This window comes from Micromonospora sp. AB353 (assembly GCF_049538395.1).
In the GTDB taxonomy this organism is placed as follows: domain Bacteria; phylum Actinomycetota; class Actinomycetes; order Mycobacteriales; family Micromonosporaceae; genus Micromonospora; species Micromonospora aurantiaca.
Genome location: NZ_JBMVFV010000006.1, coordinates 103,291 through 116,860 on the forward strand (window position 1 = coordinate 103,291; position 13,570 = coordinate 116,860).

Annotated in this window: 13 protein-coding genes; 2 read left to right on the top strand and 11 right to left on the bottom strand. The window is 73.7% G+C overall.

The window, feature by feature from the left end; translation table 11 throughout:
- Positions 1–12: 12 nt before the first annotated feature.
- The 7 genes from ACPCK6_RS05195 to ACPCK6_RS05225 form a co-directional block, all read right to left on the bottom strand.
- Complete coding sequence (locus ACPCK6_RS05195; RefSeq protein WP_423480466.1) at positions 13–1,479, bottom strand: NADH-quinone oxidoreductase subunit N; 1,467 nt, start codon at positions 1,477–1,479, stop codon at positions 13–15.
- Positions 1,476–2,981, bottom strand: coding sequence for a complex I subunit 4 family protein (locus ACPCK6_RS05200; RefSeq protein ID WP_423480467.1), 1,506 nt, complete (start codon positions 2,979–2,981; stop codon positions 1,476–1,478). Before ACPCK6_RS05200 ends, ACPCK6_RS05195 begins: the two co-directional genes overlap by 4 nt.
- The gene (locus ACPCK6_RS05205) at positions 2,978–4,903 is read right to left on the bottom strand and encodes an NADH-quinone oxidoreductase subunit 5 family protein (RefSeq protein WP_423480468.1); all 1,926 of its coding nucleotides are present in this window, start codon (positions 4,901–4,903) and stop codon (positions 2,978–2,980) included. Before ACPCK6_RS05205 ends, ACPCK6_RS05200 begins: the two co-directional genes overlap by 4 nt.
- Positions 4,900–5,280, bottom strand: a complete 381-nt coding sequence (gene nuoK / locus ACPCK6_RS05210; protein WP_396881083.1) for an NADH-quinone oxidoreductase subunit NuoK — start codon at positions 5,278–5,280, stop codon at positions 4,900–4,902. The genes ACPCK6_RS05205 and nuoK overlap by 4 nt, the downstream gene beginning before the upstream one ends.
- A complete protein-coding gene (locus tag ACPCK6_RS05215; protein WP_396881082.1) occupies positions 5,277–5,801 on the bottom strand; it encodes an NADH-quinone oxidoreductase subunit J family protein in 525 nt (174 codons plus the stop codon). The genes nuoK and ACPCK6_RS05215 overlap by 4 nt, the downstream gene beginning before the upstream one ends.
- A complete protein-coding gene (locus ACPCK6_RS05220; RefSeq protein ID WP_013473729.1) occupies positions 5,798–6,388 on the bottom strand; it encodes a NuoI/complex I 23 kDa subunit family protein in 591 nt (196 codons plus the stop codon). Before ACPCK6_RS05220 ends, ACPCK6_RS05215 begins: the two co-directional genes overlap by 4 nt.
- 73 nt (positions 6,389–6,461) lie before the next feature.
- Entirely contained in the window at positions 6,462–6,884 is a 423-nt protein-coding gene (locus ACPCK6_RS05225) for an ester cyclase (RefSeq protein ID WP_423480469.1), read from the bottom strand.
- 118 nt (positions 6,885–7,002) lie between these two features.
- Between ACPCK6_RS05225 and ACPCK6_RS05230 the strand changes: the two genes are divergently transcribed.
- Positions 7,003–8,046, top strand: coding sequence for a glutathione S-transferase family protein (locus ACPCK6_RS05230; RefSeq protein WP_423480470.1), 1,044 nt, complete (start codon positions 7,003–7,005; stop codon positions 8,044–8,046).
- Positions 8,047–8,300: 254 nt separating this feature from the next.
- On the opposite strand, the gene nuoH is transcribed toward ACPCK6_RS05230, so the two are convergent.
- Together nuoH and ACPCK6_RS05240 are read right to left on the bottom strand one after the other, a co-directional pair.
- Entirely contained in the window at positions 8,301–9,263 is a 963-nt protein-coding gene (nuoH, locus tag ACPCK6_RS05235; RefSeq protein WP_013288672.1) for an NADH-quinone oxidoreductase subunit NuoH, read from the bottom strand.
- Positions 9,263–10,105, bottom strand: coding sequence for an NADH-quinone oxidoreductase subunit C (locus ACPCK6_RS05240; RefSeq protein ID WP_423480471.1), 843 nt, complete (start codon positions 10,103–10,105; stop codon positions 9,263–9,265). Before ACPCK6_RS05240 ends, nuoH begins: the two co-directional genes overlap by 1 nt.
- Before the next feature lie 103 nt (positions 10,106–10,208).
- On the opposite strand from ACPCK6_RS05240, the gene ACPCK6_RS05245 reads away from it, so the two are divergent.
- On the top strand, positions 10,209–11,255 hold the full coding sequence (locus tag ACPCK6_RS05245; RefSeq protein WP_396881079.1) for a glucose 1-dehydrogenase: 1,047 nt from the start codon (positions 10,209–10,211) through the stop codon (positions 11,253–11,255).
- 31 nt (positions 11,256–11,286) lie between these two features.
- On the opposite strand, the gene ACPCK6_RS05250 is transcribed toward ACPCK6_RS05245, so the two are convergent.
- Together ACPCK6_RS05250 and ACPCK6_RS05255 are read right to left on the bottom strand one after the other, a co-directional pair.
- Entirely contained in the window at positions 11,287–12,603 is a 1,317-nt protein-coding gene (locus tag ACPCK6_RS05250) for a DUF2252 domain-containing protein (protein ID WP_396881078.1), read from the bottom strand.
- Between the two features lie 36 nt (positions 12,604–12,639).
- Positions 12,640–13,200, bottom strand: coding sequence for an NADH-quinone oxidoreductase subunit B (locus tag ACPCK6_RS05255; protein WP_423480472.1), 561 nt, complete (start codon positions 13,198–13,200; stop codon positions 12,640–12,642).
- Positions 13,201–13,570: the final 370 nt, after the last annotated feature.

Consider the following 13,570-nt stretch of genomic DNA (forward strand, 5'->3'; position numbering starts at 1 on the left):
GGCAGCAACCGGTCAGCGCGACGCCACGTCCAGCACGAGCTGCGGTGCGAAACCGATCACCACCGCGGCGACCGTGGCCACGCCGAGCGCCAGCGCCACGGTCCGCGCGGGCCGGACCGTCGCCGCGCCGGTCGGCGTCGCGTAGAGGGAGGCGGTGACCCGCAGGTAGTACGCCAGGCCGATCACCGCGTTCAGCGCCACCACGAGCGCCAGCCATCCCGCGTGCCCGGCCAGCAGCGCGCGTACCACTGTCACCTTGGCGAACAGGCCGGCCAGGCCCGGCGGCAACCCGGCCAGCCCGATCAGCGCCAGCGCGAACGCGCCACCCACCCACGGGTGCCGCCGCGCCGCGCCGCGCAGGTCGGCCAGCGTGCCGCCGTCACCGTCCGCCGGGCGCAACGCCACCACCGCGGCGAACGCCGCAAGCTCCAGCAGCACGAAGAAGATCGCGTACGCGACGGCTGCGGCGTACGCGGCCGACCGCGCGTCACCGGTCCGGCCCGCTGCCAGCGCCAGCGCGCCCAGCGGCGCGAGGATGTACCCCGCCTGGGCCACCGAGGACCAGGCGAGCAACCGCACGGTACGCCGCTGGCGCAGCGCCACCAGGTTGCCGACGGTCATGGTCAGCACCGCCAGCGCCGCCAGCACCGGGCCGGTCAGGTCACCCGGCAGTGCCCGCTGCACCACCGCCAGCAGCGCCACCACGCCACCGAGCTTCGAGGCGGTCGACAGGTACGCGGCCACCGGCAGCGGCGCGCCGTCGTACGTGGCGGGGGCCCAGGCGTGGAACGGCACGGCGGCGACCTTGAACGCCAGCCCGGCCACCACGAGCGCCACCGCGACGCCGGTCAGCGGCAGATCGGTCAGGTCGGTGCGGTCGGCCAGGGCGGCGCCGAGCCGGTCCAGGTGCAGCGTGCCGGCGACCGCGTAGAGCAGTGCCGCGCCGAGCAGCGTCACAGTGGTGGCGACCACGCTGACCACGAAGAACGTCACCGCCGCCTCGGCGCCCGCGAGGCTGCCCCGGCGCAGGCCGACCAGTACGTACAGCGGGAGCGTCAGCGTCTCCAGCGCCACGATCAGCGTGATCAGGTCACCGGCGGCGCCGAGCACCACGCCGCCTGTCATCGCGCAGGCCAGCAGGAAGCAGTACTCGCCGACGGGGGTGCGCCCGGCGCGCAGCAGCGGACCGGACAGCGCCAGCACGCCGAGCGTGAGCAGGGCGATCACGGCCCCGACCAGGGCGGCCCGGCCGTTCCACACCCACGAGCAGTCGTCGCCGACGCAGAACGTGCGCCGCTCACCGGCCGCCCCGACCAGTGCCGCGCCAGCCGCGGTGCCGGCCGCGCCGAGCGTCGCCACCGCGACCGTGACGGCGGGCCGGGCCACCAGCAGGTCGACCAGCAGCACCAGCACGGCCGTGCCGGCGGCCAGGTACGCGGGCAGCATCGCCACGTTGTCGACGCTCTGTACCAGGCTCATGGGACGACCCCCAGCAGCGCCTCCACCGGACCGGAGGCGTACGACAGCACGAGCGCGGGGGCCAGGCCGACCGCGAGCGCGAGCAGCACCAGCGGTGCCCAGGCGGTCAGTTCCGCCCCGGCCAGCCCGGGTGCGAGCCCCGCCACCGCCGGGCTGGGCCGCCCGTGCGTGACCCGGCGCAGCAGCCGCAGGAAGTACGCGGCGGTGAGCGCCCCACCCAGCGCGGCCAGCACGGCGAGGGTCAGCCAGAGCGGGCCGCCCCGCTGCACGGCGGCCACCACGGCGAACGCCTCACCCCAGAACCCGGCCAGGCCGGGCAGCCCCAGCGAGGCCACCGCCGCGAACCCGAGCAGCCCGGCCAGCCGGGGCGCGGTCTCCCGCAGCCCGGACAGCTCGGCCAGCGAACCGGTGTGCGCGCGGTCCTTGACCGCCCCGGCCAGGAAGAACAGCAGGCCGGTGATGACGCCGTGGGCGATGTTGCCGATCAGCGCGGCCTGGATCCCGGTGGCGGTGAGCGTGGCGACCCCGAGCAGCACGAAGCCCATGTGCCCGACGCTGGAGTACGCGATCAGCCGCTTCAGGTCGTCCTGCGCCAGGCAGACCAGGCCACCGATCAGGATGGCCGCGACGGCGAGCACGCCGAGCACGGGCGCGGCCCAGCGGGCGCCCTCCGGGGCCACCCCGACGGCGACCCGGATCAGCCCGTACGTGCCCATCTTGAGCAGCACCCCGGCGAGGATCACGCTGCCGACAGTGGGCGCCTGGGTGTGCGCGTCGGGCAGCCACGAGTGCAGCGGCCAGAGCGGGCTCTTCACCGCGAACGCGAGCGCCAGCAGCGTGAACGCGGCGAGCTGCGTGCCCCGGGACAGCCCGGCGCCGCCGGTGAGCGCGACCAGGTCGGCGGTGCCCGCGGCGGCCACCACCACGTAGACGCCGACGAGCAGCAGCACCGAGCCGAACAGCGTGTAGAGCGCGAACTTGCGGGCCGCCCGGCGACGGTCCGCACCACCCCAGCCGGCGATGACCGCGTACATCGGCAGCAGGACGACCTCGAAGAACAGGAAGAACAACACCAGGTCGAGCGCGAGGAACGTGCCGAGGATGCCCACCTCGACCACCAGCAGCAGCGCCACCAGCGCCCGCCCGCTGCCGCCGCCGGGCGGCACCCGCCACAGCGTGTACGCGCAGCAGAGCAACGTCAGCAGCGCGGTCAGCACCACCAGCGGCCAGGAGATCCCGTCCACGCCCAGGTGGAAGCGCAGGTCGAGCCCGGGCACCCACTGCAGGTCGAGCTGGTGCCACGGCTGCACCGCCGGGCGTGGCCCGTACCCGAACCAGCCGTGGTCGCCGCCGACCAGCGGCAGCGTCGCCAGCAGAGTCAGCGCGGCCGCAGCGGTGCCGGCCACCCGGCCGGCCCGGTCACCGGGCACGACGGCGGCGGCCAGCGCGCCGAGCGCCGGCACCGCCACCACGGCGACCAGCAGGACCTGCCCGAACGTCATGAGGTCACTCCGATCAGCGCGACCGCGAGGCCGATCAGCAGCGCGCCCGCGAGCACCCCGGCCGCCGCGCGCGGCAGCGCCGCCCGGTGCAGCGCGGCCAGGCCTCCGCCCACCTCGACCGCCGTCCGGCCGGTGCCCTCGACCAGCCCGTCCACGCCCAGTTCGTCACCGGTACGCACGACCCGCGCGAGCGCGCCCGCCGGGCGTACGACGAGGGCGTGCTGGACGTCGTCGAGCCGGAACGCGCGGGCGAAGACCGGCCGCAGCGGACCCAGGAAGCGGGCCGGGTCGGCGGCCGGGTCGCGGCGCCATCCCGCCCAGGCGACGCCCGCCCCGGCGAGCAGCAACAGGAACGGCAGGATCAGGTTCGGTGCGAGGTGCACCAGCTCGACCGCCTCGCCGGTGTCGTCGCCGGGCACGCGCAGCCGGTCGGCGAACCACCGCGCGAACGCGGCCAGGCCGAGCAGCGCGGCCGGGACCGTGAGCAGCAGCACCGGCCAGCGCAGCAGCGCGGGCGGGTCGTGCGGGCGCAGCAGCGGCGTGCGGGTCGCGCCGAGGAACGTGCGCAGCAGCAGGCGGGTCGCGTACCAGGCGGTCACCGCGACGCCGACCAGCCCGGCCAGCCAGACCAGCCAGCCGACCCAGGCGGCGGTCGGCCCGGCGCCGTCGAGCGCGGCCGCCTCGGCAGCGGCCAGCACGCCGTCCTTGCTCCAGAAACCCGAGAGCGGGGGTACGCCGGCCAGCGCGCCCAGGCCGACCACCATGCACCAGAACGTCACGGGCATGGCGGTACGCAGGCCGCCCATCCGGGACATCAGCGTGGTGCCGACGGCGTGGATCACCGCACCGGCGGCGAGGAACAGCAGCGCCTTGAACGCGGCGTGGGTGAGCAGGTGGAACAGCGCGGCAGCCGGGGCACCGACCGCCAGCGCGCCGGTCATGTAGCCGATCTGCGACACGGTCGACCAGGCGAGCACGCGCTTGATGTCGTCCTGCGCGGTGGCGGCGAACGCGCCGAGCAGGATGGTCACCGACGCCATCACGCCCAGCACGGCGAGCGCGGCCGGTGCGCGCTCGAACAGCGGGAACAGGCGGGCCACCGCGTACACCCCGGCGGCGACCATGGTGGCGGCGTGGATCAGCGCGGACACCGGCGTGGGACCGGCCATCGCGTCCGGCAGCCAGGTGTGCAGCGGGAACTGGGCGCTCTTGCCCGCCACCCCGGCGAGCAGCAGCAGGCAGGCGGCGGTGAGCGTGCCGGTGCCGTAGTCGTGGGCCAGCACGTCGGCGATCCGGAAGCTGCCCGCGTTCACGCCGAGCAGCGCGATGCCGAGCAGGAAGCCGACGTCACCCACGCGGGTGACCAGGAACGCCTTCACCGCCGCGCCGGGTGCCTCGGGCAGCCGCCGGTCGTGGGCGATGAGCAGGTACGAGCAGACGCCCATCACCTCCCATCCGACCAGCAGCATGATCAGGTCGCCCGACACCACCACGGTGAGCATCGCGGCGGTGAAGAGGCTCAACTGCGCCGCGTACGGCGGGTAGCGGTGGTCGACGTCCACGTCGTCGTGCGGGCCCCGGCGCAGGTAGCCGATCGAGTAGACCTGCACGGCCAGCGCGACAGCCGCGACGGCGGTGGCGACGAGCACCGCCACGCCGTCCAGCCGCAGTCCCAGCGTGACCCGCAGCCCGCCCAGATCGACCCAGGTGGTGGACGCCTCGACCGGGGCGTCCACGCGGACCAGCAGCGCCAGCGCGGCCAGCAGCGACACCGCGGCACCGGCCACGCCCAGCGCGACCGCCGCCCGCCGGGCCGTCGCCCGGTCCTGACGCGGGGCCGGTGGCAGCAGCAGGCCGAGCAGCCCGGCGACCAGCGGCGCCGCCGGCAGCACCGCCGCGAGCCACAGCGTCGGCGTGCTCACCGGACCGCTCCTTCCGTGCCCGGCGCTTCCGGCGCCGGCAGCCCGCCCGGGGCCGCCGCGACCGCCGGTGCCGGCTCGGCCAGCGGGACGTCGTCGACTGTGACGCTGGCGCGCAGCCGGTAGAGCTGCAGCACGATGGCCAGCCCGACACCGATCTCGGCGGCGGCGAGCACGATCACGAACAGCGCGAACACCTGCCCGGAGTGCGGCAGCACGGCCTTGACTGTGGTGTCGGCGGTGACCAGCACCAGGTTCACCGCGTTGAGCATCAGCTCCACCGCCATCAGCACCAGGACGGCGTTGCGGCGGCGCAGCACGCCGTACACGCCGAGGCCGAACAGCAGCGCGGCGGTGACGTACGGGATGACCGGCCTCACCGGCGCCCGCCCTCGTCGTCGGCCGGTCGGCCGATGTCGGGGCGGGACAGCACGATCGCGCCGACCAGCGCGGCCAGCAGCAGCACCGACAGCACCTCGAACGGCAGCACCCAGGAACGGAACATCTGCTCGCCGAGGCGTTCGGCGGTACCGGCGGCCGGCAGGTCCACCCGGGACCAGCGGAACGCGTCGATCAGCAGCACCGCCAGGCCCAGGCCGCTGCCCGCGCCGACGAGCGCTGCCGCCCAGCCCGGCCGGTCCAGGTCGTCCGACGGGCCGATCGGCGCGCGGGTCAGCATCACCGCGAACAGCAGCAGCACCACCACCGCGCCGACGTAGATGAGCACCTGCACCCAGGCCACCAGCTCGGCGGTCAGCACCAGGTAGTCACCGGCCAGCGCGCCCAGGCACACCACCAGCCACAGCCCGGCCCGGACCAGGTGCCGGGTGGCGACCACCAGCGCACCCGCGCCCACCGCCACCGCGCCCAGCGCCAGCAGCAGGACGTCCGCACCGGTCATGAGGCGGTGCCTCCGCCCGGATCGGTGGCGGCGTCGGGGCGTACCCGGGAAGGAGCCGGACGGGCCGACGGACCCGCCGCCTTCCGGGCGGCGGTGGTCTCCTCCTTGGACGGGTCGCCGAGCGGGTCGTGGGCCGGCGGCGGCGGGACGGTGGCCATCCACTCGCCCAGGTGGTCCTTGTCGTGCAGCAGGTTCTTGATGTCGTACTCGGCGTACTCGAACTCGGGCGACCAGTAAAGCGCGTCGAACGGGCAGACCTCGACGCAGATGCCGCAGTACATGCAGAGCGAGAAGTCGATGTCGAACTTGTCGAGCACGTTGCGCTGGCGGGGGCGGGCGGCGCCGGGCACCGCCACCTCCTCCTTGTGCGAGTCGATGTAGATGCACCAGTCCGGGCACTCGCGGGCGCAGAGCATGCAGACGGTGCAGTTCTCCTCCAGCAGCGCGATCACGCCACGGGAGCGGGGCGGCAGCTCAGGCTCGACGTCCGGGTACTGCTGGGTGGTCGAGCGGCGGGTCATCGTCTTCAACGTGACCGCCAGGCCCTTCACCAGGCCCCCGCCGGGCACTCCACCGTGCTCGCTCATGCCGCCCATCCTGCCCTGTGGCCCGGGCGCGCGCGACCACCCCCCGGCGCTTTGGCCCCGGCGTGCGGTCGGATCACGCCTCGCCGGGTGTGAGCGGGGGAAGCATCTCCACGCCGAGCTGCTGGAGCAGCTGGAACAGCTCGTTGACGCTCCACACGTCCACGATCCGCCCGTCGTCGTCGAAGCGCAGGAACGTCGCGCCCGAATAGCTGGCCACGCGGCCGGTCGGCGGCACCGGGCCGAACTGCCCGGCCTGGGTGCCGGCGGCCCGCCAGCGCACCGCCACCCGCGTACCGGTCGCCACCACGTCGACGATCTTGTAGCGCAGATCGGGGAACGATGCCCGCCGGTCCCGGTGCCACGCCAGCATCGCCGCCGGGCCGGTACCGCCCAGGCCCGGGCAGTCCGCCGCCACCAGCTCGTACGCGCTCTCCTCGCGCCCCGCGTTCCACACGTCGGCGACGAAACGCCGGGCTGCCGCCTCCACATCGGTCACGGCGGGCAGCCTATGCCCCTGTCCGGAGCAGTCGCCCTGCCGGTCTCCGGGGCACTCGCCCTGCCGGGAGCCGCCGGAGCGACCATGATGGGAACGAGAAGCGAACTCGGAGGTGGGTGTGGGCAGCGACGACGAGGTCCTGGACCGGACCGGCGGCAAGTACGTGGAGCCGGGTGGCGAGTTCACCCGCGACCAGCGCTACATCGCCACCCGGATCACCGCGGACGAGCGGGACGGCTGGCCGGTGGAACCGGGGCGCTACCGGCTGGCGGTCAGCCGGGCCTGTCCGTGGGCCAACCGGCTGATCATCGTCCGGCGCCTGCTCGGGCTGGAGGACGCGATCTCGATGGCGGTGGCCGGGCCCACCCACGACAAGCGGAGCTGGACGTTCGACCTCGACCCGGACGGCAAGGACCCGGTGCTGGGCATCGAGCGGCTGGCCGACGCGTACTTCGCCCGCTTCCCCGGCTACGAGCGCGGCATCACGGTCCCGGCGCTCGTCGACGTGCCCACCGGGCAGGTCGTGACGAACGACTACGCGCAGATGAGCCTGGACCTCACGACCGAGTGGACGGCGCACCACCGGCCGGGCGCGCCGGACCTCTACCCGGAACCGCTGCGCGGCGAGATCGACGAGGTGAACGCTGTCGTCTTCGCCGACGTCAACAACGGCGTCTACCGGTGCGGCTTCGCCGGCAGCCAGGAGGCGTACGACAAGGCGTACCACAGGCTGTTCGACCGGCTGGACTGGCTCAGCGAGCGGCTGGCCGGGCAGCGGTACCTGGTCGGCGACACGATCACCGAGGCCGACGTTCGGCTGTTCACCACGCTCGTCCGCTTCGACCCGGTCTATCACGGGCACTTCAAGTGCAACAGGCAGAAGCTCAGCGAGATGCCGGTGCTGTGGGCGTACGCGCGGGACCTGTTCACCACGCCCGGGTTCGGCGACACGATCGACTTCGACCACATCAAGCGGCACTACTACGAGGTCCACCGGGACATCAACCCGACGGGGATCGTGCCGCTCGGCCCCGACCTGAGCAACTGGCTCACCCCGCACGGCCGGGAGGAGCTGGGCGGCCGCCCCTTCGGCGACGGCACCCCACCCCCGCCCCCACCCGAGTCCGAGCGCGTAGACCCCTCCCACACCCCGTTGCGCTGACTCGGCTTGCCCGGTGCTCCAGCCCTCGACGATCTTGCAGTCGCGGGCCCGGGGATGCCGGGAGGAAAGTGCAAGATCGCGGGGCTTGCCTCCCGTCAAGCAAGATGGGCGTTCCGCATGGTGGGAGCGGTGGAGATCTTGGCAGGAAAGGGCCCCTATGGGGGCCGTTTGGTACCAAGATCTCCACGGGAGCCGGGAGCCGGACACCGCTTGACGACCTCCACTCACAGATCGCCGCGGAGAGGGCGGGTGGGCTACAGGGCCAGGCGGACTGCGGCGGTGAGGACGAGCTGTGCCAGGGCCAGGGGGACCAGGACCAGCCAGCAGAGACGCTGGAGCTGGTCCTCGCGCAGCCTCGGGTAGCTCACCCGCAGCCAGATGATCACGAAGGCGACGGCGAAGACCTTGAGCAGCGTCCACAGCCAGCCGAGCTGCGCGTCGGCGAACGGGCCCTGCCAGCCGCCGAGGAACAGCACAGTGGTCAGCGCCGCGATCACCACGATGCCCACGTACTCGGCGAGCAGGAAGAACGCGAACCGCAGGCCCGTGTACTCGGTCATGTAGCCGAAGACCAGCTCGGAGTCGGCCACCGGCATGTCGAACGGCGGGCGGCGGATCTCCGCCAGCCCGGCCACGAAGAAGATCACCATGGCCGGCGCCTGCCAGAGCAGCCACCACGGCTGCCACGCCTCCACGATGCCGGGCAGGCTGAGCGTGCCGGCCGCCATCGCCACCGAGGCGGCGGCCAGCACCAGCGGCAGCTCGTACCCGAGCAGCTGGGCCGCGCCGCGCAGCCCGCCGAGCAGGCTGTACTTGTTCGCCGACGCCCACGCGGACATGAGCACCGCCAGCACACCGACGCCCACCACGGCGAGCACGAAGAACAGGCCGATGTCGAGCGGCTGGGCGACCAGGTCACCCGGCCCGAGCGGGATGACGAGCAGCACCAGCAGGTACGGGACCAGCGCCACCGCCGGCGCCAGCCGGAACACCGGCCGGTCCGCGTCGCGCGGGGTGACGTCCTCCTTCTGCACGAACTTGATGCCGTCGGCGACCAGTTGCGCCCAGCCGTGGAAGCCGCCCGCGTACATCGGGCCCAGCCGGCCCTGCATGTGCGCCATCACCTTGTGCTCGGCCTGACCCACGATCAGCGGCAGCGTGAGGAACGCGACGAGCACCCCCGCCACGCGCAGGACCAGCTCCAACCAGTCCGGCATCAGCTCTCCCCCGCCGCGCCGGGCTCCGGCTCCTGGCGGGGCGGCCCGGTCGGCCGCTCCCCCGGCAACGGCCGCCCGAGCGGACCCACGTCATCCGCCGCCGGAGCAACAGCGGACCCTGCCTCGGCCTCCCCGGAAACAGGCCGCTCCGGAGCGGGCCGCGCCGGACGCTCAGCGGCAGCCGGCCGTGCCGGGCGTTCCCGGGCCGGGCGCGCCGGCGTACCCCCTCGGGGGCCCTCACCGGCGCCCGCCGCACCCGCCGGCGTGGGCGTCGTGCCCCACTCACCCGGCGCGGGCACGCCCGGCGGCCGGACCGGCCGGCGGCCGCCGCCCGCCTCCGACTCGCCCGGCTCCTTCGCGCCGGGCCACGGCTTGGCGACCCGGGAGGCGAGGACGAACTCCTTGCGCAGCGGGTGCCCCTCGAACTCGGGCGGCAGCAGCAGCGGACGCAGCTCGCCGTGGCCGGCGAAGTCGATGCCGAACATCTCGTGCGTCTCGCGCTCGTGCCACGCCGCGCCGGGGAACAGGCCGACCACCGACGCGACGACAGGCGTGTCCCGGGGCACCCGGGTACGCAGCAGCAGCCCGTGCCGGTGCCGGACCGACCAGAGGTGCAGCACCACGTCGAAGCCGTCGGCCAGCTCGTCCACCGCCGACAACCAGTCCAGGAAGTCGAGATCCAGCTCGGCGTCGTCGCGCACCGCACGCACCGCGTCCGCCCAGCTCGTCGGGGGTACGTCGACGGTGGCGCGGGCGTACCCCTGACCGCCGGACACGGACGCGGTGGCCTCGACGGGCGCGAGCAGCGCGACCACTCGCCGGCCGACCTCTTCCGGAGTCATGCGCTGATCCTATGGCCGACGGCTGCCGGCCGGGTCGGGCCGTCCGTGCCGGGATCGCCGCTTTGCCGGACGGGCGGCGGCCGCGCACGGAAAGATGAGGTCCGTGCGCGCTGTGACTGTGACCCCCGGTGTCCCGGATTCGCTGCGGCTCGCCGAGGACTGGCCCGAGCCGCCGCCCGAGGAGGGCGCGATCCTGGTCGAGGCACTGGCGGTGGGTGTCTGCGGCACCGACCACGAGATCGTGGCCGGCGAGTACGGCGAGGCGCCGCCGGGCCAGGAGCGGCTGGTGCTCGGGCACGAGTCGCTGGGCCGCGTGCTGGATGACCCGACCGGCACGTTGCAGGCCGGCGACCTGGTCGCCGGCGTGGTCCGCCACCCCGACCCGGTGCCCTGCGCAAACTGTGCGGTGGACGAGTGGGACATGTGCCGCAACGGTCAGTACACCGAGCACGGCATCAAGGCGCTGCCCGGTTTCGCCCGGGAACGCTGGCGGTTGCAGCCCAAGTTCGCCGTCGGCCTGGACCCGGCGCTCGCCTCGGTCGGCGTGCTGCTGGAGCCGACGAGCGTGGTGGCGAAGGCGTGGGACCACATCGAGCGGATCGGCCGCCGGGCCGAGTGGAAACCGATGACCGTGCTGGTCACCGGCGCCGGGCCGATCGGGCTGCTGGCCGCGCTGCTGGGTAGCCAGCGTGGGCTGACGGTGCACGTGCTGGACCGCAACACCACCGGGCCGAAGCCGGAGCTGGTCCGGGCGCTGGGGGCGACGTACCACACGACGACGGTGCCCGAGCTGGACGTGAAGCCGGACGTGGTGATCGAGTGCACCGGCGCGCCCACTGTGGTGCTCGACGCCATGTGCAAGGCCGCGCCCACCGGCATCGTCTGCCTGACCGGCGTCTCCAGCGGCGGCCGGACGATCAACTTCGACGCCGGTGCGCTCAACCGGGAGCTGGTGCTGGAGAACAACGTGGTGTTCGGCTCGGTGAACGCCGGCCGGCGGCACTGGGAGATGGCCGCCGAGGCGCTCGCCCAGGCCGAACAGTCGTGGCTGACGTCGCTGATCACCCGCCGGGTGCCGCTGTCGAGCTACCGGCAGGCGTACGCGCCGGTCGGTGAGGACATCAAGGCGGTGCTGGACTTCACGCAGTGAGCCGGGACGCCGGACCGGGCGCCCCGGCCCCTCAGATGCCTGGTAGCCGGCCGTTGCGGAACAGGTCCACGAAGAGCTGGTGATCCTCACGCGCCCGGATCCCGTACCGGTGCCCGAAGTCGACCAGGTAGTCGACGAACCCGTCGGGATCCGCGTCGACGACCGCGACGATCGCCTCCTCGGTGGAGTAGTCGACCAGGTCGTGGCTGGACTCGTCGTCGGCGACCGAGTGCATCCGGGCCACCGCCCGGCCCAGGTCGGCGAGCACGCCCGCCAGATCCTCCGGCTCGTTCACGTCGGCCCAGTCCAGGTCCGCCGCGTACGGGGACACCTCGGCGACGAGCTGCCCCACGCCGTCCAGCTCGGTGAAGCCCAGCCACGGGTCGGCGTGCGCCTGCAACGCGCGCTGCGACTCGGCGGTGCGGTGCCCCTGGTGCCGGAAGTACGACCGGACCCGCTCGTCGCCGACGTACCGCGCCACGGCCGGCACCTGCGCCTGCTTCATGTAGATGACGACGTCGTTCTCCAGCGCCTGGGTGTGCCCCTCCAGCAGCAGGTTGTACGACGGCAGCCCGGCCGACCCGATGCCGACGCCCTTGCGCAGCACCACGTCCTTGATGCCGGTGGCCACCGGGCGCATCCGGGCGGCCGACTCCGGCAGCGTGTGCAGGTAGTCGGCGAACGCCGCGCAGACCTTCTCCCGCGTGGCGTCGTCGATCTCGTGGACGCCGTCGCCGAGGGAGAACCGGCGCTCGTAGTTGTCGATCGTGGTCTGCGCGGCCAGCAGGTCCACCCGGGTGTTCAGCCGTGCCTGCTGGAGCACCCGGCGCAGCACACCGTCGGCGTTGTCGAGCGTGATCGACCCGATCGCGTCGTCCCCGCCCGCGGCGATGGCCCGCAGTTCGGCCAGGTACGACCGGGCGAAGCCGGTCACCAGCTCGCCGATCACCCGGTCGGAGAGCGCCTTGGCGTAGCCGAGCAGCGCCACGCTCGCGGCGAAGCGCTTCAGGTCCCAGGTGAACGGCCCGACGTACGCCTCGTCGAAGTCGTTGACGTTGAACACGAGCTGCCCGGACGCGTTCATGTAGGTGCCGAAGTTCTCGGCGTGCAGGTCGCCGTGGATCCACACCCGGCTGGTCCGCTCGTCGAGGAACCGGTCGCTGCCGAAGTCGCCGCGCTGGTCGGCGTAGAACAGCGCGGCGCTGCCCCGGTAGAAGGCGAACGGTGACGCCGCCATCTTGCGGAACTTGCGGCGGAACGCCGCCGGGTCGATCGCCATGGACGCGCCGAACTCCTCGGTCAGCACGTCGATGATGAATGCGGAGCGCTTCTCCGCGAGGTCGGTCATGAGCCGCAGGCTAGCCCCGCGCCGCCACCTGGCGGTTCAGCCGACCGGCGGACGTACCGGGGGTGCGGTGAGCGCCTCGACCGGCCCCGCGACGGCGTCCGCCGGGGAGGTGAGCGCGTCCGGCCGGGGCACGCCGCCGATGCCGGACTGCTCGGCGGCGATCTTCTCCTGGAGGCGCAGGATGCCGTGCAGCAGCGCCTCCGGCCGGGGCGGGCAGCCGGGCACGTACACGTCGACCGGGATGAGCTGGTCGACGCCCTTCGTCACCGAGTAGGAGTCCCAGTACGGGCCGCCGCAGTTCGAGCAGGCGCCGAACGAGATCACGTACTTCGGTTCGGGCATCTGGTCGTAGAGCCGCTTGACCGCCGGGGCCATCTTGTCGGTGACGGTGCCGCTGACCACCATCAGGTCGGCCTGCCGGGGCCCGTGGGCGAACGGGATCACACCGAGGCGCATGAAGTCGTGCCGGCCCATGCTGGTGGCGATGAACTCGATGGCGCAGCAGGCCAGGCCGAAGTTGAACACCCAGAGCGAGTAGCGGCGGCCCCAGTTCAGCACGAACCGGATCGGCTCGCCGAGCACGGCCGGCACCTGCATCTCTGGCCTCCCTCGCAGAACCCCGAGGTGCCAGTCAACCACAGCGTTCCGGTGTCGTACCCCCGACAGGGCACCCGCGCAACGATCAGCGGTGCCGGCGTGTGTCACCACCGTCGGGCGGACGGACCCACCGCCGCCCACCACGGGGATCACGGGAGGACCTGTCCTGACCACACGGACCACACGAGTGGCAGCCGCGCTGCTCGCCGGGGCGGCGGCGCTGTTCGCGCCGGCCGCGCCCGCCACCGCGGCCGGCGCCACCACGGCGCGCCTGACCGTCGACACCGGGACGCTGGTGCTGACGCCGACCGGCAAGGGGTACGTCGGGGCGCTGACCACGACGATCAGCAACCGGGGCCGGGCCGACGCC